Genomic DNA, 25,227 nt, shown 5'->3' with positions numbered 1-25,227 from the left:
AGCAGTGCTTACTGCTCCTGATCTCGGGTTGAACTGGCTTTGTTGGAGGGCTCGCCTCGGTCTTCAGTGGGAACCTCCGGGGGCTCCGCTGGTTCAGCTGAAACATGCCGAAACAGAACGAGCACCGCCGAAATCGCTGCGACGGCTAGGAAGACCGGTGGTGTTGCCTCGAGGACTGTTCCGACAATGGCGATGCCCGTGAGACTCAGCGCATACATCGAGACTAGGAGATCTGCACGCTGAGTGTTAGCCTCCGCCCAGTGAGCGAATCGCTTGTAATAGAACAGCCACGCGACGGTGACCGCCCCAACGGTTGCCAGCAGTATGGATCGGCCGATCGGCATGATGATGAAATAGGCAATGAGGAGCGTACTCCAGAACGAGACGAAAAGCGGGATACCCACCCGCCAGGAGGCATCGGGTTGTTCTGACGATTGCCCAGAAAGCGTTCGCCGAAACGTGACGAGATGGACGATGACGAGGGGTGGCCACAGAACCACGAAAAGCATCGATGGCTCAACCGGCAGCCAGCCGAGACGAAGCTCACCGATCGAGTACAGGAGCTCGATTTTCCAGGCAAAGACCAGCCCAGCAGCGGGGAGCAACATTCCCGGTGGACGAACCGGATACGGGCCCTCAGCGCCCTCGCTGTCGCTGCCCGGGACCATGCTCGCGACGGTTCCAGGCAGGCGCTGAATCTCTCGATACCAGAACCACGTTGCATACCCGATTGCGATCGGCAGCGCAAGGAACTCACCAGTCTGGCTGCCAGCGCTCACGAACTGCTCGCCCACCGCGCCGATACTGACGGTTCCAGTTACCGACCGGACGAGATAGTCGATTGTGAGTCTCCAATCCGAGACCACATACGCCGGTGTGAGGTACCCAGAACTGAGCACGAGAGCGACGGCCGCAACCGGCGTCAGCACTCCAAGGACACAGACGAGGGTGGCCGCAGCGCCGGTCATCCCTCGGGTCGTCATTGATAGTTGTTCGTAAAAGGTCTGATCAACGTCGGTGAGCTCGCTGAGTTCGAGATGCTCGGCGTCAGTAGATTCGTCCTGGCGTGCCTCCCAGATGAGGCCGAAGAGAACCAGCAGTTCGAGGACTGGAAAGACGGCATTGAGTGCGCCGCCGATGACGCCTAAGAGAATCATCGGGATGATGTAACTCGCGGCGACAGCGCCCACCGCCAGGAAGCGAACGAGGTGTCCGAACCATCGCGGCCCTTCATCGAGTTGGCCAAACTCCGCTCGGATGACGTCTGCAGTTTCGTCTCGGCGTGCTCGGATAACCGCGTAGGCATCGCTCTCGGGTTCAAGAAGTGGTTCAGCTTGTGTGAGCGACAGCAGGGCGATGACGAGAAAGACTGCAATGACGACTGTACTGAAGAGGTAGGTGACGAACAGCCCCCCAGTGCCGCCGATCGCCGTCCACGCGCCGGTCGCGAGGAGCACGACCGGGATAGCGAAGAGGGTTGCAATACTCGCGAGGATGACTCGAAATGGATCGTTCTGACGTGCTCGTTCCCCGGCCGCTCCCGGCAGGACCGTCGGCAGGAAAAAGTAGAACGTGACGAGCAGGAACAGCGCCTGGGCAACAGAGAGCAGAATGCTATTTTGAATACTGAGGTTCACTGTAACCGAAGCCAGGACAGCGGCCAGTGTCTTACCGAATGCCGCATTGAGTGTCTCAGGGAGGAGTCTGACACCCACCTCGAAGAGTCCCGTCCCAACGACTACGATTCCGCCCCGCCCGAGAGAGAACGGCCGACGGGACACGGGCATAGGTGATATGCGATGGCAGTCGGACTTAATCCTTCACAGACTTTCGACAGGCAAGTGAACGGGATGAGTCTCACGGGCGAAAATCGAAAGACTTCACAGTGAACCTGCGTCCGTGTCCCCGACTACAACAGAGTACTGATGAATGGTATGTATTCTAAATAAATGTCTATATATTCAATGAGTGTGAATTCTTAGAATTGAAAAAATACTGGCTGAAAATGACTCCTAAAATTCGGAGGTAAACAAGGTTACTTGAGACCGTGGAATTCACGTGCCTTATCAACTATCCTTATGGATCTGATCCACGCTTCTGGATTTAGCGAAGACTTGTTCAGCATCTTAACCAGTTCATCCCCATCTACATATTCTATCTCCAGATCTTCTGCAGCGGTCTCAGCTGGATCTGTATATTCTGAAGCTGTGACAAATACCGCCTGATCAGCGTTGTGACGTCGCCGGACTCCTTCCATCCGTTCAATCTCGCTCATCGGAATGCTACTGTTGTAACGTTTCGCCTGTATGACTATCTTGTCGAAGTTGAATGGGCTGATACCAGAAGATTTCAGGCCCCGGAATTCTGCGATCACGTCGACACCACCGTCACGTGAGCCTTGGGTCAGTTCCGTGCTACAGCCCTTGATATCTTCCCACGTGTCGGATACTAGTAATTCAAATTCTTCCGGACTCAATTCGTTCTGAATATCATCTTCAAGGTCCCAATTTCGCGTGTCTACTTCCTTTCCATCTTCAAACGGTAATTCCGTCCAGCCCATACCATATTGACACTTCCATATCATATATTTATTTTGTCGAGGAATTATATCAGGGGAAGATGAGCGATTTTGCTCAATTTAATCACGTCTCAGACCAGAGTCGTTAGTTCATTATATCCCTCTACAACGGAGTAAATATCAAAATACAATTAGTTCTTGAGATGCTGTCCGCAGGAAGGAGTAAGATAGTTCAAACTCTTATAATTCGTCGGAGTGACCGCTTCGTTCACCGGAGTGATTTGCTACCGGGAGGCTACGGGCGGAGATGTTATTGGCACACCTAACTGGATATAGATCGTTTCCCGCTTAGGCGCTAAACCGATTGAGACGTCCTCCACAGAGTCGTTTCACCGTACTCCACGGGCACAACTTCCTCTACGTTCTGGAGTTCGTCAAGTACTTCCTCACGTGAATATTCGTACACCTGCTGGATCTCCTTCACAGCAACCGGACCGTGCCTTTCGACGAATCCTGGGAGTGGCTGTGGGTCAGCGGCCTCCAGCCCTGCTCGCTTCAAGAGAGTCTTCACGTCGTTGGCCGTCACTAGACCGGGCTGGGTGACAGTCTCGCCATCAACGTGGATGGTGGTCTTCGGTGTCTCTACTCCCCGTGAACTTTGTCGGAGATCTACACCCTCCCAGTCCTCTTCCAGTTGGTCGGTGTCCAACCCGACGTTCTGAGCCAGTTTGAGGAGAGTCTCGCGGTCCTCGATGTTCATACCCTCAATGATAGCTGCCGTCCTCAGCCGACGCATGAACCGCTTCGCCAATGGGATGCTCTGCTGACGTGCAGCCGCGAATGCTCGGTTCGCAAGTTTCGTCGACTCAGGTGGGTCTTCGTTCCAGACCTCGGTGTTGACTGGCATTCCGTGGCGCGGCTCCCATTTCTCCCAGTGTTGAGCCCGGTCTTCCGGAGAGTCGAACTCACGGACAGGGGCCAGTCGGTCATCGAATTGGACTTGTTCGCCATACTCCTCCTTGAGTTGGAGCCGAATAGGGTAGATTCCCCACGCGATGCTGTCCCATGCATCGGAGTGGACTACTATGTGAGCCACCTGATCTTCTTCGTCGTCATCGTCCTCGTCATCGTCTTCATCCTCCTGCTCTTCCTCGTCGTCATCCTCCTGCTCTTCCTCGTCGTCATCGTATTCATCTTCCTGTCCGTGGTCATCAGGCCTCTCAGGTTCCTCCGGCTCGAGGTGGTCCGGTTGTTCTGGTTCCTTTTCAGGAGAGTTTTCTTCGGGAGTTTCAGGTTGGGCGGGTATCTCAGGTTCAGACTCCACCTCATCGTCAGATTCCTCGCCCGATGGCTCTTCAGGAGTAGATGTTGGTGTACCTCCTGCTCCTGCACCTCCTGCCGCTCCGGCACCGGCCGCTCCAGAAGCAGCCCCTCCAGCCGCTGCTCCTGCGGCTGCAGCCCCAGAACCGCTGTCGGAAGAGGAAGTATCGTCTACCTCTCCAGTCTCACCGTCAGATGTGTGGTCATCAAGTCCGGTTGGCCGAGTACCATCGTCTTCTTGATCACCATCTGAGGAGTCTCCACCACCAGAACTGATTGGTGGGTCAGGATCAGTTCCGTCCCCCATCACTTCTCACCTCCTTCTGAGTAGCCGAATTCAGTCCGATCTGTCTGCTGGTACATTCCGTCCGTAATGCGTTCTTGACCTTGTGAAACCATGTCGCAAAGTCCTCCGATGAATAGCCGTCCGCTGTCAGGTTACACGCCTCTTTCCAGTTCCAATACCCTGCAGCTCCGTCGACCAGGTCGGGAAATTCCGCGACATCCTCAGGTGCCTGCCGACCGATAACCAGCACGCCCTCTGGGTCAAGTACGTCGATGGCCTGGTCAACCCGATTCACCAGCCTATCGAGACTCCGGGTCTGCGTCCCATAGACGGCGAACCGGTCAACATCCCATCGCTCGAACGTTTCGACCAGTTCGGCAAAGTGCCCGTCGTGAAGCCCCTTGGCGAGCGGTATGAACTCAACATGGTCCAGACCGATTATTTCAGCCCCCTCATAGAGTTCATCGAGTCGGGTAGTGTAGTCGTCGAGACTTTCCCGGCGCTCGGTAGAGCTCATATCATTGTTGTAGATCCAACTCCAGTCAGGGACGTACCGGAACTCCTTCTCAATCCCCTCGAAAAAGTCCAGTACGTCCCACACTGGCCGTTCTAGTGTATCCAAGTCATCTTCCGTGCCGGTGATTGTGAGAGTCTGGTGAGCCTCAAGCAACTCGTCGAATCGCCCAGTACGATTCTCGAATGCAGTCTTTGCCTTGCTATAGTTCACCATCAGGTGGGAGGCGAGCCGGTTCCCGTCGGTGAATCGGATGAATTTGCCGTGCGGGTCCCACCGTAGAATGACCTCATTGCGCCCGCTGTAACCCGACAGGGTACTATCTTCGGAATTCTGTACACCGCTCTGGATTGCTGAGGACTGCCGCGTCAAACTTTCACCCGGCCTCCTGGTTGTGTTCGGACGGAGACAGATTGGTGTTGGAGGAAGAGACATTTAAAGCCTGTGGGCTTTCAGATACTATATCCGGGTTTCGGTCGGCCTAGACCATTGATATCGACCGAATCCAAAATCTGAAATCGAAAGCTGATTGCAAATATTGCGTGTCCCTTGATTTTCGGACATACTCTTATAGTAACAAAATCTTGATTCGTGAGTCGGTTTTCGATGGTGAGGTTGGTCGTGGGATATTCTTTCGGTGATAACCACCGAACACTTCCAAATATTGCTTGATCTACTCAGAGCTGAGTCGCGACATTACCCTCACTCTTCGGTCCGGGGGCTGTATGCCAACACTTCAGCGTCGATGAGACGAACAGCGTCATCGTAGAATTTCCCCTCAACAGTCCCCTCGAAGTGTTCCAGAATCCCTTCCACTACTGCCTGTTCCTTGCCAACCCTTCGGCCCTCCTGTGGTAGCCGTCGGGCATCGTCACAATTCGCGCAGAATCGGAATCGTTGGTACCACTCCTCATCGCCCCGCTCATGATCTCTGACGTACGATATGATGACGCCATCACCAGCCTCCATACTCCCCTTGCAATTGTGACAACCGTAGTCAACTTTCCCCATCTGTGGGTGTCCCTGACAGTGGACGACGCCTCCCTTTGTGTGCCGGACGACGTCTCCAATGAACTCCTCTCGTTTCATTAAGTCACAATGTTGTCTTTACACTGATTAACCTAACGAGGAGCAAAATCAGTGTGTCCGAAGGTTCTTTCATAACAGGCCAGAAAAATTTCCTAAGAAATGCCCCGGATACGCGAAGACGACCTCAATTCCGTCGCAGAAGCTGTGAACGACGGTGTCCAGACGATCCATATTTCCGGGCAGCCGGGTGTCGGAAAGAGTACGTTTCTTGAGGAGTTAGCCGATGAACTCTCGGACTCATACAAGACCCAGGTTCTCTACGTCCGAGAAGGGAATTCACCGACGGCGCTAACCCGAGATCTACTCTACGAGATACGTGAGGCAGTCGGGCACTTCCGTGCATTACTTAACAAGGCAACCGGTGGTAGTTTCGGAGTTCATCCCGTCAGTGTAGGTGTTTCTACAGACGACCGTGCTCGTCACCTCCGGAAATTAGCAAGTCTCTCAGAATCTATCAAGGAAACCAAGGCCCTCATCTTCTTCGTTGATGATATTCATAAACTCGCTGAGCCGACGGTTACATGTGACTTTCTCCGGGAACTCTCCTCTACGCTCGGTGAGAACGTCCATTTAATCACAGCTGGTCGCCTCACCTACGATGACGCTGGCTACACAGTCCACCTTGGTACCTTCTCACGTGAGGAGACTGCGGAATACCTTCGTCAAGTGTACCCAGATGTAGACGACGACACAGTCGATGGCGTCTATGAGACGCTGGAGGGGCATCCCTACTATCTCGGTCTTCTCAGGGAGGCTGCGGGCGATGATAGTGCGTTTGAACTTCCAGAGGAAGATGCCCGTGACTTCATCGAGAGGGCATATTTGGACTCGATGTCGGAGGAGGAAGAAGAGTTCATCCGGAAGACCTCGGCGCTTGCCGAATTGGATGAGGAAATCTGCTCGTCAGTACTGGACGACGTGAGCCGCACCCAGGCTCGACGTATCCTTGACTCGTTAAGCACCAAGGCAGTCGTTCAGGAACTGGGTCGTTCAGAAGATACAGGAGATAAAGTGTTCAAAGTTCACGACCTCTTCCAGGAGTTCCTCTACAACCGACTTGATAACCCCGAACATCTCCACCGGGCAGCTTTCCAATACTATGCTGGGAAACTCTACAATGTGGTGGAAAAAAGTGAGGCGCCACCACTCGAAGGCTTCGTCTACGGACTGATGGCAAATGTTCACTTGGAAGCAATCTACAACGGGGAGCCAGAAATTGAGGAACTCCGCGAGGAAATAGACCGGTTGGAACTGGACCCAAGTGAGCGCCTTCAGTTCATGTTCGCCTACGGGATGAATGCTGTAACATCCCAAGAGAAGTCCGCGATGTTACTCGCATTGGAGTTGGATAACTACACGGAGTGGATCCGTGGCTTGGAGCCTGAAGACGAGGGGGAAGAGTTGAAAATCGAGTTTCACGGAGTGATGTTGGATTTAATGCGGGCGACGTTCAGGTCCAATACTGATATCGAGTTTGAGGAGTCGTCTGTAGAAATCTACGAATCCACGATCCAGCGAATCGAAGACTCCGATTTTGTCGCGTTCTTCGACGAAGATAAGCAGGAAGCGGCCCAGATTATCCCGGATATGCTTCGGGTCTGTGTCCACGTTGCTGCTCATCGGGATCTTGAGGAAGGTAAAAGCGACGATGAGCACCTGGTTGCGGCCTATGACGTGCTTGAAAAATATGGACTAAACCGAGGTGTAGTTGAGGCATTCCTCGGTAATTGGCGTGAGTTGGCCGAGGAGTACGAGGCAGGCGAACAGGCTGAGGATATGATAGAAGGCCAGATGGAGGAATTCTTCGCCCAATTCGACCAAGACGACGCTACTCGGAATACCCTCATCCGAATGCAGTCGGACCTTTACCGGGAGATGATGGAGTTGGCGAACTCGGCTTTCACTGCGATGGTTTCGGAGTCCGACCGATTGCTGAAATTCATTCATGAGTGCGGGGACAGTCTAGAACAGGCCGATAATCCATTCTTCGTCGCTGCTTGGTACTCGTTCGCCGCGCATGTCTTCAGGATGTTTGCCCCAGACGCGGACTCCACCAAAGAACTGGAGGAAGCCGCTCAACACTACGCAGAAGTCCGTATGGAGTATGAAGAGGAACTTGAGAACCCCATCTACGAGATTGAAGAATTTGAGGTCCACGACATGGACTTTCCGGATTTGATGAGCGAAATCACGGATAGCGATGATGACCGTCGGCTCACGGAATAGAGTCAACACACATTTTCTTAGCACAGGAATCTTTTCCGAAGGTCGTGAGCAATACGGACCTCCAAACGGCCAGTATCCGCCACAAGACCGGCTTGAACGCAGACAGCATCGCCGATAGTTTTTCGTTTTTCCACATGACTGCATAGAGCGTCCCCAGTGGCGCACAAGAGGAATTTGGTTTTATGAAAGGTCGGGAAGGAGCCATTCGGTTCTATCTGCAAACAATAACGCCGATCCCTCTAAATCGGAGTGACTTATGCTTTCTCAGGAATTGTACTAGCTAAAATAGCAATGAGCACGGGTAACGACCAACTCCGAACTGAACTCGACCGTAAATTCCAACCACCGATCGACGTACTGCTCGATCCGTCACTGCTTGTTGCTAACCGCTCTCTCGAACGGTTGGCCGACTCGACGGTCTTCGCATCTCAGACGCAGGCTACACTCGGTCGAACACCCACGGAACCTCGTCTTGGAGATCTGTATGTGCCTGCAACCTTTCACGGCCTCCTCTCGAACGAGGAGCGGTCAACCGTACAGAAGACGGACATATGGGACTTCTACCGTGGACAAGCCGAAGCGGCATTCCCAGACGACGTTGTCGATCTTCTCGACGGGAATGACGTAGATACCTACTCCGGTGAGTCAGCTTCGGATGACCTCGAATGGGCAAACGTTGTTGACGACCCTGATCGGCAAGAGCGGTTGCTGGCAATCCTCGACGAGGAGTTTTCTTTCCTGCACTCCGGCGAACTCGTGTTGTCGAGGACATCGGCGGCTTTCGAGGCGTTCCGCGATGCGGGAGTGCCAACAGTCGATGTGGGGAAGGCAGAGTTGGCGCCCAAGCTACGAGAGACTCTGATCGACGTTGGGTATCGGGATCCAGCTTCCGTCTGTGCGTTCGGTGTTTCGACCGCCGGGTCAACCACCGATGCTCTGGTGGGGAGCGTTCTCGCTCACCCTTCAGATGTTCTCCTCTATCGGGTGGTTGACTAACCGCTTAATCGTCACAGCAGGCTGCTCCCACCGTTTGCTTCCCATCTATATCCAGCGGGTTCTCGGCCGTCAGTTGTTGTCCACACCTGTCGCAGGCGACTTCCTCTACGACGCCGGCACCGAGGGCGTATCCGTACGATTTCGAGATTGTAGTCTCGTCAGCTCCAAGCGTAAGATCGAGATCGCCACGTTCGAACGAAACTGCTGTCGCAGCCACCGGTCGCAGACGAACAGTGAGGGCGTGACGCTCCCGTATCTCTTGGCGCTTGTCGGGGAATCCAGCTTCAATCTTGGTGGTCAAGTCGTCCAATTCGGAACGGAGATCATCCCGTTCTGCTCGGAGTTCCTTCCGCTTCCGGAGCGCATTAACGCGTTCCTCCTGTTGGGAGACAGTGTCGATCGTTTCGGTCACGTCCTCTATTCGCGTCGTCAGGCTATCAATCTCGTCCGATAGTTCGTCACGTCGCTGGCGCACGAACTGGCGATACTCGTCAAGTTCGACCTCGGCGGCACGTGTCGCCCGCTCACGAGTCTCTCGTACCGTCGACGATAGCTCGTCTTCGAGGGTGGCACATGCAACATCGAGTGTGTCCGTCAGCTCCTGCTCGTCGATAGCCCGCCCCTCGTCGAGTTCCGGTTGTCCGTCATCAGTCAGCTCAAGATACGTGTCTGCGAGCCGGGGACGCTCCTCGTGATCGTTGAGATCGATCGCGATGGCGTGAAGCTCTTCTCGCTGATATTCGCTGACGGTCTCGATTCCAACGTGAAAGAGCGCACAGACCGCCCGCCGGTCGTAGTACGGCGTGAACGTCTGATCCACAACGTCGACCGGGCCATCAGTCAGCCACGGCGGAAGCTGGATGTCTACCCGCTCGCCAGTCAGCGCTAGTGAACCGATGGGGGTTCGATCGGCCGCTTCGTCGAGCATCCGCTCTACGAATGGACTCTCTGGAGCGATGGCGAAGGGCCCCTCGTCTATATCATTCGGATCGTCGGTGATCTCCAGCACCGCCCCATCCAGTTCAAGATCAGTGGGGGTGCCCTCGGGAAGGGTGACCGTCCACCGCCGTCCCTCCTTCGTAATCTCGGCTCCGAGAGACGTGAGATAACTCTCAGCGAACCGCTCGACAGCCCGCTCTGTGACTGCAAGGGCGGCGTCAGTCATCGCTGGCCCCCAAGTCGAACCCCTCGAAGACACCGCTGTTGAAGTCCTCGACCTTGTCGGCAAGGTCGCGCTGCTCCTGCAGGTCGACGGCCATCGCGTCGAAGTCGTTCTCCAGCTCGATCTCGGAGTCCGCTTCGACCAACCGCTCGAACACCTCGTCCTCGAAGTTACGACCGGTCTCCTCCAGCCGGGTGAGGATCTCGCTCAGTTCGCCGACAGACTGCTGGAACAGGTCGATCTTGTGGTAGAGCCGTTCCAGCACGTATTCCTCGATGGTATCTTTCAGCGCGGTGTTGAACACGTAGACCTCGCGATCCTGTCCGATCCGGTGAATGCGCCCGATGCGCTGTTCGACTTTCATCGGATTCCACGGCAGGTCGTAGTTGACCATCACGTTGCAGAACTGGAGGTTGCGCCCCTCGTTCATCGCATCCGTCGAGACGAGGACACCGCCTTCCTCCTCGAACCGCTCGACGATTTCCTCCTTCTCGTCGCTGGAGTGGCCACCGTGAAACGGATGTGTGGTGTACCCCTCTTCGTCGAGTGTCTCCAGCAACTCCTGTTGGGTTGCCCGGAACTGCGTGAAGACGATCACCCGGCCCTTGTCGACGCGGTCTCGAGCCTCGCGAGTGATGCGTTGGACGCGTTCGAGCTTGGTTGGCGTTTCGATGGCGTCGATTCGCTCCAGAATCTGCTTGAGCGGGGCGACGTGTTCGGGTTTCACGTCGTCGCCTTCGAGCTGGCGCTCGACGGTCTGTTTGAGTGCTGCGGGGCTGCTGACGACCTCCTTCTGGAGTGTCATCAGGACGAGCTTCTGGCCCTGACTCTCGCGGTACGCCGTCCGAACGTAGTCGGTGACAGCCTCGTAGAGGTCGCGCTCCTCCGGCGACGGATCGAAAGTGTGCGTGGTGACGTTGCGCGGCGTAAAGTCGATGTCCGTCTCTTCGCGGCGGTTGCGGATCATCACTTCGCGGAGCCGGTTCTGGAGTTCGTTGCGGTTGACCAGCGTCTCCTGCGAGGAGTTGACGAAGTAGTTGTGGAACGCCTCGCGTGTGCCGAACAGGCCCGGGCGGAGGAGCGAGATGATATTATAGAGGTCGGTGACGTCGTTCTGGATAGGGGTCGCCGTGAGGAAGAACGCGTAGTCGTAGGAGAGCTTCTCGAGCAGGGCGTAGCGATCGGTATCCTCGTTCTTCACGTAGTGGGCCTCGTCCAGCACGAGGACATCCCAATCGCGGGCGAGAACGGTCGAGCGATGACGATCGCTCTTGGCGGTGTCGATGCTGGCGATGATGTGGTCGTGGGCATCGAATCCGGCGAAGTCGTCGTCGTAGTTGCAGGTGAAGTCAAGGCCGAACTTCTCCAGCATCTCGGCCTGCCACTGCTGGGCGAGCTGCGCCGGTGTGAGGATGAGCACCGCGTCGTCGGTACCGCGGTAGTGCATCTCCTTGAGGATCATCCCAACCTCGATAGTCTTCCCGAGGCCGACCTCGTCGGCGAGGAGGGCCTTGCCGTCCATTTCGAAGAGGGCGCGGTGAGCGGCGTCCACCTGATGTTCGAGAAGTTTGACGTTTTCCTCATCGAGATGTGAGAGGGAACGAAGTTCCGAGTCTGGATGGCCAGCTTGGAGGCGGTTGGCCTGTACTGTGAGAAGGTGCTCTTCTAACGAGGACGTGTTGGTGGCTCGTAACACCAACTCTTCGGTATCCTCGTGGCGGAATTCGACATCCACGAGGGTGTCTTTCGTCATCTACTCTCTTCTGGCTACCCGCTCGTTTGTATATCTGTGGTGAATAGACTACACCGTATTTGACTCCGATTTAGAAGGGTGACGATAGCGAAGGAAAAGACTCACTCTTTTTATAAAGGGGCGAGATGCGCGAATATGAGTCTCACTACGACGTTACTATCTGGTGCGATTGGAGGACTCGTCGCCACACTCGGTTCAAAATGGCTATGGAGGTTCTATTCACGTCCGAAACTGGCCTTTGCGTCGGGGATCATCAAAGAGGGAGAGTCACACTATGAAGAGCCGATGACTTGGGGGAGATACCGGGTGGAGGTTTCAAATAAAGGTAGATCAGTTGCTTCTAATTGTAAACCGAGAATCCGACTCATTGGTTATAGAGAAACGACTGAGGAGCGGCCAGACGTTGCTCCAGGAGGCGGATTCAAATCGTACGAAGTTACAGTACAAAAGAAGTATATTGTCGATATAGTACCAACTTGGAATGAATCAGGTTCTCCAACGAGAATCGATTTGAATCGAAATGAGTCCGCACAATTTGATTTGTTCTATGCACACTCCGAAGCTTCACCACCAAACGGTAACCATACCATCATCCGGTTTGGTGATCGAAAGGATTCAGAGGATTTCGAAGAGGGCAACGATAAATGGGAAACGCGTCCGATTCGTGTTGAGACCTCGAAAGACGGAGATTTCACTCAACCACTCGTAGATACGGAACCGCGAATAAATGCGGACGATTTTAGAGAGATCGAATGGGTGGAAAAGAAGATTCAGATAACTTCTGCTGATACGGAACCTTTGGAAGGTGAATTAGATTTTAAATGGGATGAGGTCATCCCCGTAGTCAGCGTAAAGTAGAGATTTTCAGAAGTCGCTTAGCCGCGATTCCAGAATGTTCCGGTAGGTGTCGTCGCCGGTTGCATCGGCCAGTCCTTCACACAGCTCTCGCAGATCGTCGGTAATCTCCCATTCACCGAGGTATTCGGAGACGGACTTGCCGTGTTCCCACCGGTAGCGGAGGAACTGCGCCTTGTCGAGGTCAGTGAGTTCTTCGTCGCTGTCGACGCGTGACTGGATGTAGGCGATGCGCTTCTCGTCGTCCCACGTCCCGAGCTTAAAGCCGTCGTCCATCCGGTAGAGTCGCATATCTTCCATACGCTCGGGCGTGGCATTCGTCCCGCGGCAGAGCTTGTTGAGGTCGTCGTAGGATGCACTCGGAGTCTCCAGTAAGTCGAGGAAGACATCAATCTCGCCAATGTCACTGCCGTGCTGAATAACGCCGTAAATCTCGTCTACGACTTCCTTGGCGGTCATCGTCTCACCAGCACGTTCGACCTTGCCGTGGTGCTTCGAATACTCGTGGAAACACCGCCCCATCTCAACGACACCGACATCGCCGCGAGAGAGATCACGATTTTCTTCAAGACGCTGCCGGGTCTTTTGCGCTGTTCGGTAGATGTTGCGTCGGAGGCTGTTCCACGAAATGGGTTTGCGCTCGGTTGCTGGGCGAGCGATGATGACGATGTCGAACTCGACCGCTTCGCCTTCGATGAATTTACTAACGTCTGCAGTAATCGGATAGGTTGCCGTCACCTCGAACTCAGCCTCACACAATGATTGAAGCAACTCCCCCCACGATTCCGAGTCGCTATGGTGGTAGGTGAACGCGAGTAGACCATCCTGTTTCAGCGCCTGCTGAATGGACGAGAATGCCTCACCAAGTTCTTGTTCGAACTCCTCTTCACCTTTTTTGAGGAACGGGTTGGCAACGATGCTATCCTCGTGTGGCGTCCGTTCGCCCTCAAAGCACTCGTACTCCTCCTCAAGTAAGACTTTCTGCCAGACATAGAAGAAGTCGGAGATCTCCGAGTAAAGGATATTGTCGTAGTATGGGGGATCAGTGATCACGGCATCATATTCGTTTTCGACACCAATATCCCGAACATCTCCCTGTTCGACTGTTGTGTTTTGACCAATCGGCTGAGCGAACGGGGAAGTCTCAACTGTGTCTGGTTCGTCAAGATCTCTATTTACCGGAATATCCGGGAAGCCGTCCCGCTGTGGATATTCAATATAGCGATCAGTCGGAGCGTTCGCCCATTTAACTCCACGAATTGTCTTATCCCACGTTGATTGGAATGTTCCGGTACCATAATCGGCACCCCAAAAGTTACTCTCAGTCGGTTGCGTCGGTGGATCGAACGCGTTTGTTTTGAATAAGTGATTAATTTGGTTAGCGGTTTCACTATACGCACACATCATCGAATTCCGGCACAACGAGTCGGTGAATGTGAGAAGAAGGAATTCTCGTATGTTTTTGTCAGTTATTTCCTCAACCTCTTTGAGGAACAGTCCGAAACACAGTAGCTGTCTGGGTGAAAACATATCCTCCCAATGTTCATAACCGTGATCAAACAGTGGGTTACGATCTGAGGTCATATGTCCCTCTGGTATCGGCTCATCTGGGACATAGCCGTGAAGATCGGGGCTATTCTCCCATCGTGACTCCGCCTTCTCGTACAATTTGATGTCTTCCTCGCGAACGCAACGGTAACCCTTTGTATCGCTCTTATCGTAATCTCGACGGTCGTCGCATATCGGACAGTGATACTCAATAGCGAAGTATTTCAGATCGTAACCGCCCTGCTCTTGGATAGCGTCCGTAATACCGTACTTTTGCCCACACTTATGGCAGGTGTAACTACTGCCACTCACGGTCCCTTCTTGTGGCACCCACTCGTGGCCGCACTCCGAACAGGTCGTGTCGCTTTGCCAGTCGTCAGCGTAAACCACCGACTCGCAACTCGGACAGAAGACGCTATACTTGTCATCGTTCTCGTATCGGCCTTTTCCGACCCGGTAGTCGCCAAATAACGAGACCGTCTCTCCACAAGAGACACAACCCAGTTGCTTCACCCAGAAGCTGTTCATCACGTCGGCGTCGTGTTCTTTTGGATGATTCGGACAGGGAGTCTTGTAGTACTGCTTCAGTTCGTCTGCGACGCTCGCTTCAATCTTGTCGTACGCTGCTTCCAACTTCTCCGGATCGGTTGAACCGGCGTCGATCTCTTTTTTCGTCACGAACCACGCCACAGGGTTGAGATCTCGTCCGTGACATTCCGCTCCGAATCGCGACGCCTCTACAAGTGAAGTACCACCTCCCATGAACGGGTCGAGTATCTTCTTGTCGGAAATGCGAACATCCTTCGGATAAAGTTCCCACAATGCGTCCGGTTTTTCAATCGATACCGATGAGATTAGTCGCTCAAGATCGTTTCTTCCTCCTTCGAACGACGATAGCTGCTGATCAGCACCGGGTTCGTAGACATCAATGCTGTCTGGGTCGTCAAGGAGCGAATACAGGGAAATCGCTCTAAACGTGCTGCCTAAGCGCCGGGCCCACCATTTATGCATCGTATAAATAGGCCGGTACCACTGTCGCGCTCCACCGTACCCCTCCTTTTCAGCGATGTCATTGAGTTGCCGTATCGGGAATCCGTTCTCGATAGGAGCAGTCGTACGCTCGCTTTCCTCAGACTGTCCGATCTCTTGAGACATTGATTGTCTCTTACGTCCCGCGGCAGGGTTGTATATGTTTCTGGTCTACGACTGGCAGGTTACGAAATAGAGCACTCGCTATAGCACTACCGTCTTATCCGAGAAATGTTGTTTAATTACTTGGCTTGTTCCCGACCGTGAATTATGTATCGACGATGAGACACAGTACTTAAGCGGCCAACATACGGTGTATATGACATCAAATGGCCAGTACGGAATCTCTCTCACAATCAATCGCGGACACGGTCACAATAAGCCAAGAACTCCGAGAAGAGGGCGAAATCGACGGCCAAGTCAAGCTCTACAACGTCGATGAAGACGACGAATTCGAGGCCGACGCGTCCACGTTCTTCGACCGAACGCTGATGACACAGGGGCTCCGCGAGGGGTTTGTCGACCTCCGAGACACGCTCCGTGGTGATGCGAACTACGGCACGCACATCCTCTACGGGCCGTACGGGAGTGGGAAGTCCCACCAGATGGTGGCGATGTACCACTGCTTCGCCGACCCTGAGGCTGCTGGCGAGTTCGGCGACCGCCACGTCGATGGTTTCAGCGATGCGTTGCCCGAGGCCGATAACTCGGAAGCGGTCACCGTCTCCCTCCAGCAGCGCCAGCCGGACTACCTCTGGGAGCCCTTCTTCGACATCCTTGGCTACGAGCCGTCCGACAGCGACCTCGATCCCTATCCCGACATGGAGACAATTCAGGAGGCGGTCGACGGGCGCACGGTCGCCTACCTGATGGACGAACTCGAGGATTGGTTCGAGCCGCTCAGCGGCGACCGCAAGAAGCGGAATCGTGGCTTCCTGCAGGCTCTTCTCGAAACTGCCGACCTCGACGACAGCGACATCTTCGCCATCGTGTCCGTCCTCCGTAAGGGCTCGGAGGTTCACAACATCCTCGACCGCGAGAACGCGTCCGAGGTCAATATGAGTAGCAAGGTGAGCAAGCAGGAAGTCATCCGCCACCGCCTCATCGACGACATCGACGAGAGTGCGGTCGGCGAAATCGTCTCGGGCTACGTGGATGCGTACGCCGACAACGACCACGTCTCGGACTCCGAGATCCCGAGCGACCTCGCGCAGAAGATGCGTGACGCGTACCCGTTCCACCCCGTTCTCCTCAACGCCCTCGAGACCCGCTACTACGCCGACGAAGGCAACCAGAACACGCGGGGGATGATCTATCTCTTCTCGAAGATTCTCACAACTGCTGCGGATCCCGAGGCCGACCCAGACGACGAGGACGCCTCCCGCCTCATCGAGGAGACCGACCTCGTCACGCACGGCGACATCGATGCCGTCCTGTTCGACGACGAACTGACGCGGATCAATATCGATCGTCCCGGCGTCTGCATCGAAGACATCCGCAACCGTGTCGATCCCGATTCGATCCCCTACGGCCGGCGCATCCTGAACACGATCCTCCTCTACAGTCTCAAGCCAGACGAGGGCGAGGGCGCTGGCAAGGCCGAGATCGTGATGGGCACCTACCAGACGGGAGACCTCGTCTCGGATATTGTCCTCAACCTCGAACAGCTCTACGGCGTCGCGTGGTACCTCCACAAGCTCAACGGCAAGTACGCTATTCGCGACAGGCAGAATCCGAACGCGCTCATCCAGAACAAGGCCGAGGACGTCGACGAGAAGGTTGCACTTGGCCAGATCGCAGACACAGTCGAACAGGTCTTTGGCTCCGAAGCGTACCCGGTTGGGTTCACCGACAACGACCTCAAGCAGGTACCTGACAACCGGGAGGTCAAGGTCGTCGTCAAGGTCGATGACTGGACGCAAGAGGAGGTCGAGACCGTCATCAAGAACGCAGACGGCAGCCCCGGCCGCGAGTGGCGCAACACGCTCGTGTTCGTCCAGCCGGCCGGCGATAAGGCAATCGAGTCCGGGACTGGCTTCATCGAGAAGGCTCGCTACATCGAGGGTGCCGAGCGCGTCCTCGAAGACAACTCACTCGACGACGAGATTCGCTCGTCTGTCAGGCGCCAGCGCGAGGACGAGCAGCGCGAACTCCGCGATCGCGTCGAACTTGCCTACGGCGAAGTTCTCGACGGCGACGACCTCCTGAACGAGTTCGATCTGGCCGCCGAGATGGATCTCGACGTGTTCGTCTCCGATGGTGAGCCGCTCAACGCTGGCGACATCGCCGATAGCGTCGCCGCCGAGGGGATTGACCTCCAACAGCACATCTGGGGGATCGTTGACGACCTCCTCGACCGGCGGGGCGAGGCCAGCATCGAAGATGTCTACGAGCAGTTCCTCCAACAGCCCACCTACCCAATCCCGGGTAGTCCGGGCGACGTAGTTGATGCCGTCGTTGATGCCCTCGAAGACAAGCCAGTGATCACCCACGGTTCGAACGGCTTCTCGGAGTCGCTTGAGGGGAGTTCTCTCGACACGACGCTTCTCCACGAACGTGACGTCCAGCGGTGGACGACCGATGATGTCGAGCAGGAACTCCGCCAGCGATTCGGGAGCGGTACCAAGTCAGTCGACATCGGGAATTTCGAGCTTGAACTTCTCGAAGACACCGAGATATGGCTGGAAGGTGACGGCCACGACATCGTGATGACCGCTGCTGGCCGACTCGCACAGGACGGCCAATACGTCATCTACAGCGGCACCGAGATCGTCACGAAGGCCCAGTCAGACGCGACGATCCGCGATATCTCCGAGGCTGAACGTATCGGTGCTTCCGAAGTTCGCGAGCGCATCGACGACGCCCTAGAGGACAGCGGTCGAGCGAACACCCACCGTATCCTCGAAGATATTCGCCGCGACGAAACTGTCTATCTCCCTGACAGCGAGACCGAGCGGGCGTTCCGCGAGGCTGTGACGAACCTCCTCGTCGATGACTACCTTGTCGACATCAACCGCGAGTACGCTGACGGGCTGGACGACCGCGACCCGACCGACGTTACGCTTGTCCCCGTAGTTTCGGACGACATCGTCGAGCAGATCCTTGACTACATCGAGGGGCTCGATGGGGGCGACGAGTTCACGGTTGGGAGTGTGGCTGACCGGTTCGACGCGTCGGTTTCGGAAGACGCTGTTCAGACGTTCCTGCTTCGAAACCTCGGACGTGAGGCGGAGCCCGAGTACGTCATCGCCTCTGACGGATCTGGCGACCCGACACGGTGGTCGCCGGGCTACCAGTTCCGCATACCGAGCGGTGGCTGGCGGTTCGTGTTCAACGGCGACGACGCAGCCGCGTTGCGTCGGAAATGGCGAGAGGAGGAAGATTCCGGGGAGGTCACATACGGCGAGGTCAGATTCCAGCTGACCAACCGAATGGGAATTCCCGAGCCCCTCCAAGGTACTGCAAGAGTCGAGGAGACGATGACAAAGCTCACCCTTGAATCCGGCGAGGACTTCACGAAGGTGCGCGACCTCTTCGAGCGTATGCCCGATGAAGCATCAAACATCTCCGTCGAGATCAACTTCGAGTAACGATGGTCGAGCACGGCAAACTTCCCGGCGAATATAACATCGTCGTCGAGGACGAGTACGATCTCTTCGATCACCGAGTGCCGGTCGAGGAGTTCGAAGAGATGCTCCGCGAGAACGATGTGCCCGACGAGGTGTGCGTCGTCGGCCTTGACGACCTATTTGGCGACGACGATGCGGTGAGCGAGCTGTCGACGCTGATGGATCGCAACGCGAATACACTTGAGAACCGCAGTCCGCTGCCGACCATTCAATTCGCTGTCAAGGGGTCGTTTCAGCGGCGTCAGCGCGACTTTGAATTGCAGACTGGCGGTGATCTCCACCGGCTGAGTCACGTGTTCGGGCCGCAGATCGAGCGTCGGAGTGGTGGCTGGCTCACGGCACCATTCTGAGGAGTCTGCTCAGAGCAACCGGAAATCGTCTTCGGCGGAAACGTCTGTAGGCTTCCCGTCCTCACTACGCGTCACGAAGTACAGGTCGATTCGCTCCTCGCGGTTCTCTCGACGAAAGACCGGGACGCAAGTCGTGAACTCCGCCGACCGTTCTCGGCACTGCGTCTCGATTTGCCGCCGCGTCCACTTGCCATCTTGTTCGAGATCGGAGCGCGACCGGTACTGTGTCGATAGTGTGTCCGCGGCCGCGTTGATCACGCGAAGCGAAAACTCGTGGACGTTGCTGAAGTCGAACGGCCCATCCGGGTCGGTCAGGCGATCCAGTGCGGACGCGTCGTGCTGATCAAGACAGAGAGCGTGCTCCTCAACGGCACGGTAGACGTCGAGGGCGGGATACACGTCGGCAAGTGCCTCGTGCAGGTAATTCCGGACGCAGGCGTGGTATCCATCGAGCGAAAAGTGGTCGCTGTCGGGGGAGATCACCTGTAGCTCCGCCCCTGTCTGGGCGACCGTCCGTGTCCGCGGCTCACCGAGCGGTGTCAAAAATCCCATCCGCGGCGTATTCAGCAGGTACGCGTAACTGAACAGCCGCGACCGCGAGCCGCCACTCTTCACCGGATCCTTGCCCTCAGCGTAGTACTTCGAGTCGAGGACGGCCAGCGTCTCGTCGCCCTCCTCAACCGCGTGATCCGGTTGGTGGAACACTTGCCTTTCCTTCTCGAAGGGTTGGAGTGTCGGCGACCGGACGGCCGAGACGTTTGCGGTCTGGTCAAGCTGGTCGTAGTCCTTGATTGTGTCCAGCTCATCCTCGATGGCGACCTGCGAGTACTGCTCGAACAGGGACTCCATATTCAACACGTAATCCACGACCAATTCTCGGTCGCCCTCCATCGCCGGCGTTCCAAGGGAGGAAGCCACCACCGCCTTCGCAACCTCGATGGCCTGCTGATAGTAGTGGCGCTGCTTGGGGAGGTCGTGTATGGAGAAGCGTCGGTACTCGGGGATCCGTCGACGCCCGCTCGTCACGTCCAGCCCCTCCAAGTGACGCACCTCCTGATGCACTTGCGAAAAGATGTGGTAGTACGCCTGATGGTCGTACTCGTCCTCGTACTGCCGGAAGAGCCGAAGAAGATGCGTGCCCGCGTAATGGAGCAGCGAGTTGGCCGCGTTATCGTAGTTGACCTCCTTTAGCAGACAGTGCTGCTGGGCGCGACCCTCGGCTTGATTGACCAGCGACTGCTCGATATCGATGACACCCCGTGGCTGTTCGAGGTCAGCACGTCGCGTCTCCAGTCGCCGTACGAACCCGTTGCGGTGGATGGTCTCCAGCCCGTTGAGGTAGTTGATCGCCAGAATCAGGAACACGTCCTCCAGATCGATGTCTTCGGTGCGGAATTCGTCCAGTGGGATGCCGTGGTATTCGACCGACCGCTTGCGACCATGCACCGCCAGCAGCATATCGAAGATGTAGTCCCAGTCGATCTTCGGTTCGATGCGGAGCTTCGACCGAGGTGTGAGGCTGACGATGCCCACGTTGTCCCGCGCCGTCACGTGCAGTACCGGGCCATTGACTCGGACTTTGACGACCCGGTACTCCTTGTCGCGGTCGTCGAGCGACTCCTGCGTCTTCACGAAGACGTTGTCGCTCTCCTGCTCGAAGGAGGCGCGACGGAGCTGGTCGTCGATCGAAGGGGGACACCCCTCGATGCGAATTTCACCTCGCTCGGGCACGCTGAACGTCCCGGGCTGGTAGGTGTACGATGCGTCCGGATCGGAAACGCTCATTGCTCGTAGGAACCCATCCGGCGACGCTCGGCCTCAAGTTCTCGGCTGGCGAGGTCGGCAGCCGGCGCGAGGTCGAACATCTCGAAATCGTTGTCGAGTGCCCGATAGTGCTCCTCGATCTGCTCGATCTGCGGGAACGCCGCCGAATTCAGTAGGCGCGGGACAATGAACGTGCGGAACGCCTGCCCGACAGCCTCCTCCGGGGCGTCCATATACAGGTCGTCGTCTTGGAGTGCCTCACGCAGGAAGATCGTCACGTCGCGGTAATGCATCGGCCCAAATCGCATAATCGGGCCACGTGAAGCCTGTTCAGAGCCGTTGTTGATACCGTCGTAGTCGGCCTCGAAAAGGTCGAGCAGATCGTCGTTGCTAAGGAGGGGGGTCTCTCCGAGGTTGTCCTCAAGCCAACCTTCGAACAACGCCCGACGGTCGTCGTCATCGTATTCGTCGAGTTCGACCATCGCGAATCGCCGGGTGATTGCATTATCCAGCTCGTTGACCGTTCGGTCGGACATGTTCATCGTGCAGATGATGCTCACGTCCTCGTCCAGCTCGATAGTCTCGCCGTCATCAGTCTCGATGAGGGTCTGGTTGCGATTCTCGATGGCCGTGTACAGCGGCCCGAAGATCTGGGAAATATCGGCCCGGGTGATTTCGTCAAGAATGACTGCGTAGGGGATGTTGAAGTCACGGGCCCGCTTAACTCCTTCCGAGACTGCCCCAAGTTCTGTCTCGTAGTTTAGCGACTGATAGCCCGAAGAGCCAGTGAGATTTGGTCCGATGCCCCCGATGATGTCCTTTGCTGTCCATGACGGTGTTGCAGTGTGAAGCGAGTAGCCGACGCAGTGATTGAGTGCGAGTTGTTTAGCGAATGTAGTCTTCCCTGTACCAGTCGGTCCATAGAGAACGACCGGCTTCCCGGTTTTTAGAGCGGTTTTTGCGTTCCGTTCCACCGCGTCCGGGACCAGAATAGTCGCTGGTGTATCATCACCACGGGTGATGACGGTGCGTTTCAGATTCTGTGAGGCCTTCGAGGATTCGAGAACTGCTCGGCGAATTCGACCGACACCCTGATCGCCCTCATGATGAAGATCGAGTTGCTGCTCGCGGATGAGATATTCTAAAACGTCTGTGCTTGCTGCCTGCTCGATTGCTTCAACAACTTTGTCCTCTACAGCCCGAAGAACGTCCAAATTCTCCTTCGCTTTCTCAAGTGAATAGCTATCATCAGATGAAGCGCTCATTTATTGAATGACTTTTCAGACTCCGAGAACAAAAACGTGCCCTCGGTTTTTTACCCGATAAGGACGGTAGCAATAATACTACGCCGTTGTATCAGTAGACACCCGAGTAGTGTCTCAAGATTTCGCGGCGTTCTTGAGTGCGGACGCAACTGAATCTAAGGACATCACTGCGAATCTTAATCAGATGGTGGTGGAGTAGTGAAAACAGTCGCTCTCTGTCTTCCTCTGAGTCGCCACCCAGTGGTCGTGGCTGCGCGCACAGCGTAGCGAGGCGTGACGACAGGAACGCCTCGTGAGCGAGCACGGAGCGGAGGGCGGGGAGGTGGGTCGTGGGAGGTCTGGTCCACAAATTAAAAAGAAATAGCCGCATAGCTCACTCCTGGATATTTGGGTTGAGTGGAGACAACTGCTCCCAGTACTGGTGATGAGGAATACACAGCGTCACCGAATTATTTAGCCGGTCCATTTTGTCAAAGTCTGCGTCCTTTCCCTCCCTGAACGTGGGAGCAGGAATGTTGGATGAATCGGAAGGGGTATGCGCTGAAAAGGGTATCAGCGGATCACTGATTTGCCGAAAGATTCGGGGAAGGCCGTCAGTGACCGTCCTCAACAGGTCGAAATTCGAACTCGCGGCTGTTCGCCGGTGCGTCACTTGGGACTTCGTTGTGATTGAGTAGGTAATCGGGCCATGCCTCGTATGCGAGTCCAACCAGTAGCGGCTCAACTTCTGCGAGATACGCTGGATAGCCGTACGGCCCCGGATACATTTCCGGGTCCCACGCACGGATCCACAGGTACGTCTGTTGTTTGAGCTGCCGTGTTCCCTGTTCGAAAAGTTCGCTCGCCCAACTGAGTTTCTTCGATGCCTCCCCGAATACTGTCTCCGAGAGTTCCCCTACGTGCCAGTAACTCCCGTCGCCCCACCGAGCGAAACTCCGTGTGCCGCTCCGGTCTTTCGCTATCTCCTCGAAGTTCGCACTCAGTTCGTTCTTTTTCCCGTACGCCTCAGCTTTGCCGATGTACCGTGGGACAACATCCGTAGGGGAGGGGTTTTCGGAGTTGAGTTGAAACATGACATAGAGTAATCCGCTCTCTCCTTCTCTCACACCGTCACTGTGCACACATCGTTTGCCCTCTCGCCGGATCCGTTCGTCAATGGCATCGCTTCGCGTGAGCACCGTCGAGGAGCCGAGTGTCTTTGTCTCGACAACGAGGTTTTCGTCAGTCTCGAAGAGTGGTATCGGATCTGTCTCTTCGGAGTCGTTGATGTCTCGACAGATGGTTTTCTCGACCCACTCGTACCACAGTTCGGTCTTACTCTCCGCGGTTACCTTCTCAACGGGTAGGTCAGTGAGACGTGCTGGTTCGTCGTTCGAGGATTCGTTTTCGTCGTCGACCCATTCGGGGCCCACTTGGCCCATCTCGTGAGGGACGCGGTTTGGAACAAAGTCGCGATTGGCGAAGACGCGATCGAACCGAGGGAGCGAGTGAACGAGGCCGACCATCTTCCCCTCGAGTTCGTGTCGATACGTCGGGTACCCGTACGGACCTGCCTCCAGATCGTCGACGTCGACCACCCACGCGTATAGCTGTGCAGCCGAGTGTTCGTAGACGGTCGCGATGTGATCGTACTTCCCGTAACTGCCCCATGACCCATCGTCTTCCCACTCCGAAATGGGGAGGGCGTCCCGGAGCTTTCTGAAGTGGTTCATCAGTCGGCTCGCGACGTTGCTCGTTTCGCCGATGTACACCGGGATCACATCTCGGGGTCCGTCTGCGGGTTCCGCAAGGAGGTACAACATGTACAGATAGTCACCACTCCCCCGACCCAGGCGATACGTATCGTACTCGTCGGCCATCGATAAATCCGAGCCGCTGTCGTCGACCATTGGCACCGGATCCGGGGTTGCAGCCGACTGGATATCTGAGAGAACTGTCCTCCGCACCCACTCCTCCCAGATCTCCTCTTTCGATTGTCTATTCGGCATTGCTGGGAGGAGACAACATACGATGATAAAGTTGATTGCGACAATTCAGAGCAATACTCGAGTCCCAGTGGTCCCATGAAGGATTCACCAGACGACTACGCTAAATGTGACACCTCGTCTGGTTCCTCCACATCGTCGAATTCACCACGCTCGACAGGCTCCCAGTCCTCACCTGGCTCCGGACTCCACCAGTCGACCTCGTAGTCGTCCGGGGCACCGAAGACCTTCACGCGTGCTGACCCATCAGGTAGGTCGCGACGAAGCTTCTCGTCAACGTGGAGGTTCCAGGTGGTGTCGGTATCGAAACAGGCGAGTACGGCCTCTTCGTAGCCGCGTGTCTCTCGGGACTCCTGAAGTTCGACCTGCGTGTTGCAGTTCTTGCAGAACACCCCCTCGAAGGGGATGTGGGTGAACACCTCCTGCCCGCAAACGGGACACCAGAGGAACTCGAACAGTGCCTCGCTGTGTCGGTCGAGTACTTCGAGACTCATTGTTTTCCCAACCCGGTCGTACCGGGTCACCTCCTTCTGCCCGGACAAAAAATAGCCCCCAGTGCGAGGCCACCCACTCTCCGTTCGGCACCGTAGACGATACGTGAGGGGACTTCGTACCCACAGTCGGGACAGTCGTACCACCGCTGGATCTTGGCCCCATCTGCTGCCTTCTCGCCGACGCGAACATCGTCGTTCGGACACTCCGGACAGCTGAGTTCCGGAACTGGCCGCTCCCGGAGCTCGTCACGGAATGACTTCGCGTCCATCGTCTCATACCCCCGTGACCAGACCGGATAGCCGTCGGCGAGGATTTCCCCACGCCATTTGTACCGGTAGGAGTCCGGGGCTCGATGCAAGACAGCTCGGGCACCGCTCTCGGTGTTCCGATATATGAGTGTCGGCGAGCGGCTCTCGCGTCGCCAATTGGGAATTCGGGACATT

General features: G+C 55.9%; 18 protein-coding genes. 5 read left to right on the top strand and 13 right to left on the bottom strand.

Annotation, left to right across the window (positions count from 1 at the left end; all coding sequences use genetic code 11):
• Positions 1-8 precede the first annotated feature (8 nt).
• The 5 genes from MUG96_RS04330 to MUG96_RS04310 all read right to left on the bottom strand — a co-directional run bounded on the left by MUG96_RS04330 (position 9) and on the right by MUG96_RS04310 (position 5,727).
• Positions 9-1,787: a hypothetical protein gene (locus MUG96_RS04330; protein WP_246986848.1), complete on the bottom strand. Its 1,779-nt coding sequence runs from the start codon at positions 1,785-1,787 to the stop codon at positions 9-11.
• 248 nt (positions 1,788-2,035) lie between these two features.
• On the bottom strand, positions 2,036-2,560 hold the full coding sequence (locus MUG96_RS04325; RefSeq protein WP_246986833.1) for a restriction endonuclease: 525 nt from the start codon (positions 2,558-2,560) through the stop codon (positions 2,036-2,038).
• 313 nt (positions 2,561-2,873) lie between these two features.
• Positions 2,874-4,145: a DsbA family protein gene (locus MUG96_RS04320; protein WP_246986831.1), complete on the bottom strand. Its 1,272-nt coding sequence runs from the start codon at positions 4,143-4,145 to the stop codon at positions 2,874-2,876.
• Positions 4,129-4,854: a hypothetical protein gene (locus tag MUG96_RS04315; RefSeq protein WP_246986829.1), complete on the bottom strand. Its 726-nt coding sequence runs from the start codon at positions 4,852-4,854 to the stop codon at positions 4,129-4,131. The genes MUG96_RS04320 and MUG96_RS04315 overlap by 17 nt, the downstream gene beginning before the upstream one ends.
• A 486-nt stretch (positions 4,855-5,340) precedes the next feature.
• Complete coding sequence (locus MUG96_RS04310; RefSeq protein WP_246986827.1) at positions 5,341-5,727, bottom strand: hypothetical protein; 387 nt, start codon at positions 5,725-5,727, stop codon at positions 5,341-5,343.
• A gap of 99 nt (positions 5,728-5,826) precedes the next feature.
• On the opposite strand from MUG96_RS04310, the gene MUG96_RS04305 reads away from it, so the two are divergent.
• Positions 5,827-7,953, top strand: coding sequence for an AAA family ATPase (locus MUG96_RS04305; protein WP_246986825.1), 2,127 nt, complete (start codon positions 5,827-5,829; stop codon positions 7,951-7,953).
• A 291-nt stretch (positions 7,954-8,244) separates the two neighbouring features.
• Positions 8,245-8,949: a hypothetical protein gene (locus MUG96_RS04300; protein WP_246986823.1), complete on the top strand. Its 705-nt coding sequence runs from the start codon at positions 8,245-8,247 to the stop codon at positions 8,947-8,949.
• A gap of 4 nt (positions 8,950-8,953) precedes the next feature.
• On the opposite strand, the gene MUG96_RS04295 is transcribed toward MUG96_RS04300, so the two are convergent.
• Entirely contained in the window at positions 8,954-10,177 is a 1,224-nt protein-coding gene (locus MUG96_RS04295; RefSeq protein ID WP_246986822.1) for a hypothetical protein, read from the bottom strand.
• A complete protein-coding gene (locus tag MUG96_RS04290) occupies positions 10,107-11,864 on the bottom strand; it encodes a DEAD/DEAH box helicase (RefSeq protein WP_246986821.1) in 1,758 nt (585 codons plus the stop codon). Before MUG96_RS04290 ends, MUG96_RS04295 begins: the two co-directional genes overlap by 71 nt.
• A 135-nt stretch (positions 11,865-11,999) precedes the next feature.
• Here MUG96_RS04290 and MUG96_RS04285 point away from each other — a divergent pair, with 135 nt between their 5' ends.
• Complete coding sequence (locus MUG96_RS04285; protein WP_246986820.1) at positions 12,000-12,722, top strand: hypothetical protein; 723 nt, start codon at positions 12,000-12,002, stop codon at positions 12,720-12,722.
• Positions 12,723-12,728: 6 nt separating this feature from the next.
• Here the strand turns inward: MUG96_RS04285 and MUG96_RS04280 are convergent, their stop codons facing one another.
• On the bottom strand, positions 12,729-15,422 hold the full coding sequence (locus tag MUG96_RS04280) for a DUF1156 domain-containing protein (RefSeq protein WP_246986819.1): 2,694 nt from the start codon (positions 15,420-15,422) through the stop codon (positions 12,729-12,731).
• 203 nt (positions 15,423-15,625) lie between these two features.
• Here MUG96_RS04280 and MUG96_RS04275 point away from each other — a divergent pair, with 203 nt between their 5' ends.
• Together MUG96_RS04275 and MUG96_RS04270 are read left to right on the top strand one after the other, a co-directional pair.
• On the top strand, positions 15,626-18,886 hold the full coding sequence (locus MUG96_RS04275) for a DUF499 family protein (RefSeq protein ID WP_246986818.1): 3,261 nt from the start codon (positions 15,626-15,628) through the stop codon (positions 18,884-18,886).
• 2 nt (positions 18,887-18,888) lie between these two features.
• Positions 18,889-19,275: a DUF8076 family protein gene (locus MUG96_RS04270; protein WP_246986816.1), complete on the top strand. Its 387-nt coding sequence runs from the start codon at positions 18,889-18,891 to the stop codon at positions 19,273-19,275.
• Positions 19,276-19,284: 9 nt separating this feature from the next.
• Here the strand turns inward: MUG96_RS04270 and MUG96_RS04265 are convergent, their stop codons facing one another.
• From MUG96_RS04265 to MUG96_RS04245, 5 genes are all read right to left on the bottom strand, one after another.
• On the bottom strand, positions 19,285-21,060 hold the full coding sequence (locus MUG96_RS04265; protein WP_246986814.1) for an McrC family protein: 1,776 nt from the start codon (positions 21,058-21,060) through the stop codon (positions 19,285-19,287).
• Complete coding sequence (locus MUG96_RS04260) at positions 21,057-22,304, bottom strand: AAA family ATPase (protein ID WP_246986812.1); 1,248 nt, start codon at positions 22,302-22,304, stop codon at positions 21,057-21,059. Before MUG96_RS04260 ends, MUG96_RS04265 begins: the two co-directional genes overlap by 4 nt.
• A gap of 593 nt (positions 22,305-22,897) precedes the next feature.
• Positions 22,898-24,292, bottom strand: a complete 1,395-nt coding sequence (locus MUG96_RS04255) for a GIY-YIG nuclease family protein (protein ID WP_246986810.1) — start codon at positions 24,290-24,292, stop codon at positions 22,898-22,900.
• Positions 24,293-24,387: 95 nt separating this feature from the next.
• Positions 24,388-24,783 (bottom strand): DUF7567 family protein, encoded by a 396-nt coding sequence (locus MUG96_RS04250; protein ID WP_246986809.1) that lies wholly within the window; start codon positions 24,781-24,783, stop codon positions 24,388-24,390.
• Positions 24,784-24,809: 26 nt separating this feature from the next.
• Entirely contained in the window at positions 24,810-25,226 is a 417-nt protein-coding gene (locus MUG96_RS04245; protein WP_246986807.1) for a DUF7568 family protein, read from the bottom strand.
• Position 25,227: the final 1 nt, after the last annotated feature.

This window comes from Halorientalis marina, assembly GCF_023028345.1.
GTDB classification, from domain to species: Archaea; Halobacteriota; Halobacteria; order Halobacteriales; family Haloarculaceae; genus Halorientalis; species Halorientalis marina.
Note: the sequence above shows the minus strand (reverse complement) of the source record. Positions and strands in the feature narration are given on the sequence as shown.

Bases quoted from the DNA above. Each gene is read 5' to 3' on its own strand.
- MUG96_RS04330 (WP_246986848.1), bottom strand. From the start codon at position 1,787: ATGCCCGTGTCCCGTCGGCCGTTCTCTCTCGGGCGGGGCGGAATCGTA.
- MUG96_RS04325 (WP_246986833.1), bottom strand. From the start codon at position 2,560: ATGGGCTGGACGGAATTACCGTTTGAAGATGGAAAGGAAGTAGACACG.
- MUG96_RS04320 (WP_246986831.1), bottom strand. From the start codon at position 4,145: ATGGGGGACGGAACTGATCCTGACCCACCAATCAGTTCTGGTGGTGGA.
- MUG96_RS04315 (WP_246986829.1), bottom strand. From the start codon at position 4,854: ATGGTGAACTATAGCAAGGCAAAGACTGCATTCGAGAATCGTACTGGG.
- MUG96_RS04310 (WP_246986827.1), bottom strand. From the start codon at position 5,727: ATGAAACGAGAGGAGTTCATTGGAGACGTCGTCCGGCACACAAAGGGA.
- MUG96_RS04305 (WP_246986825.1), top strand. From the start codon at position 5,827: ATGCCCCGGATACGCGAAGACGACCTCAATTCCGTCGCAGAAGCTGTG.
- MUG96_RS04300 (WP_246986823.1), top strand. From the start codon at position 8,245: ATGAGCACGGGTAACGACCAACTCCGAACTGAACTCGACCGTAAATTC.
- MUG96_RS04290 (WP_246986821.1), bottom strand. From the start codon at position 11,864: ATGACGAAAGACACCCTCGTGGATGTCGAATTCCGCCACGAGGATACC.
- MUG96_RS04285 (WP_246986820.1), top strand. From the start codon at position 12,000: ATGAGTCTCACTACGACGTTACTATCTGGTGCGATTGGAGGACTCGTC.
- MUG96_RS04280 (WP_246986819.1), bottom strand. From the start codon at position 15,422: ATGTCTCAAGAGATCGGACAGTCTGAGGAAAGCGAGCGTACGACTGCT.
- MUG96_RS04275 (WP_246986818.1), top strand. From the start codon at position 15,626: ATGGCCAGTACGGAATCTCTCTCACAATCAATCGCGGACACGGTCACA.
- MUG96_RS04270 (WP_246986816.1), top strand. From the start codon at position 18,889: ATGGTCGAGCACGGCAAACTTCCCGGCGAATATAACATCGTCGTCGAG.
- MUG96_RS04265 (WP_246986814.1), bottom strand. From the start codon at position 21,060: ATGAGCGTTTCCGATCCGGACGCATCGTACACCTACCAGCCCGGGACG.
- MUG96_RS04260 (WP_246986812.1), bottom strand. From the start codon at position 22,304: ATGAGCGCTTCATCTGATGATAGCTATTCACTTGAGAAAGCGAAGGAG.
- MUG96_RS04255 (WP_246986810.1), bottom strand. From the start codon at position 24,292: ATGCCGAATAGACAATCGAAAGAGGAGATCTGGGAGGAGTGGGTGCGG.
- MUG96_RS04250 (WP_246986809.1), bottom strand. From the start codon at position 24,783: ATGAGTCTCGAAGTACTCGACCGACACAGCGAGGCACTGTTCGAGTTC.
- MUG96_RS04245 (WP_246986807.1), bottom strand. From the start codon at position 25,226: ATGTCCCGAATTCCCAATTGGCGACGCGAGAGCCGCTCGCCGACACTC.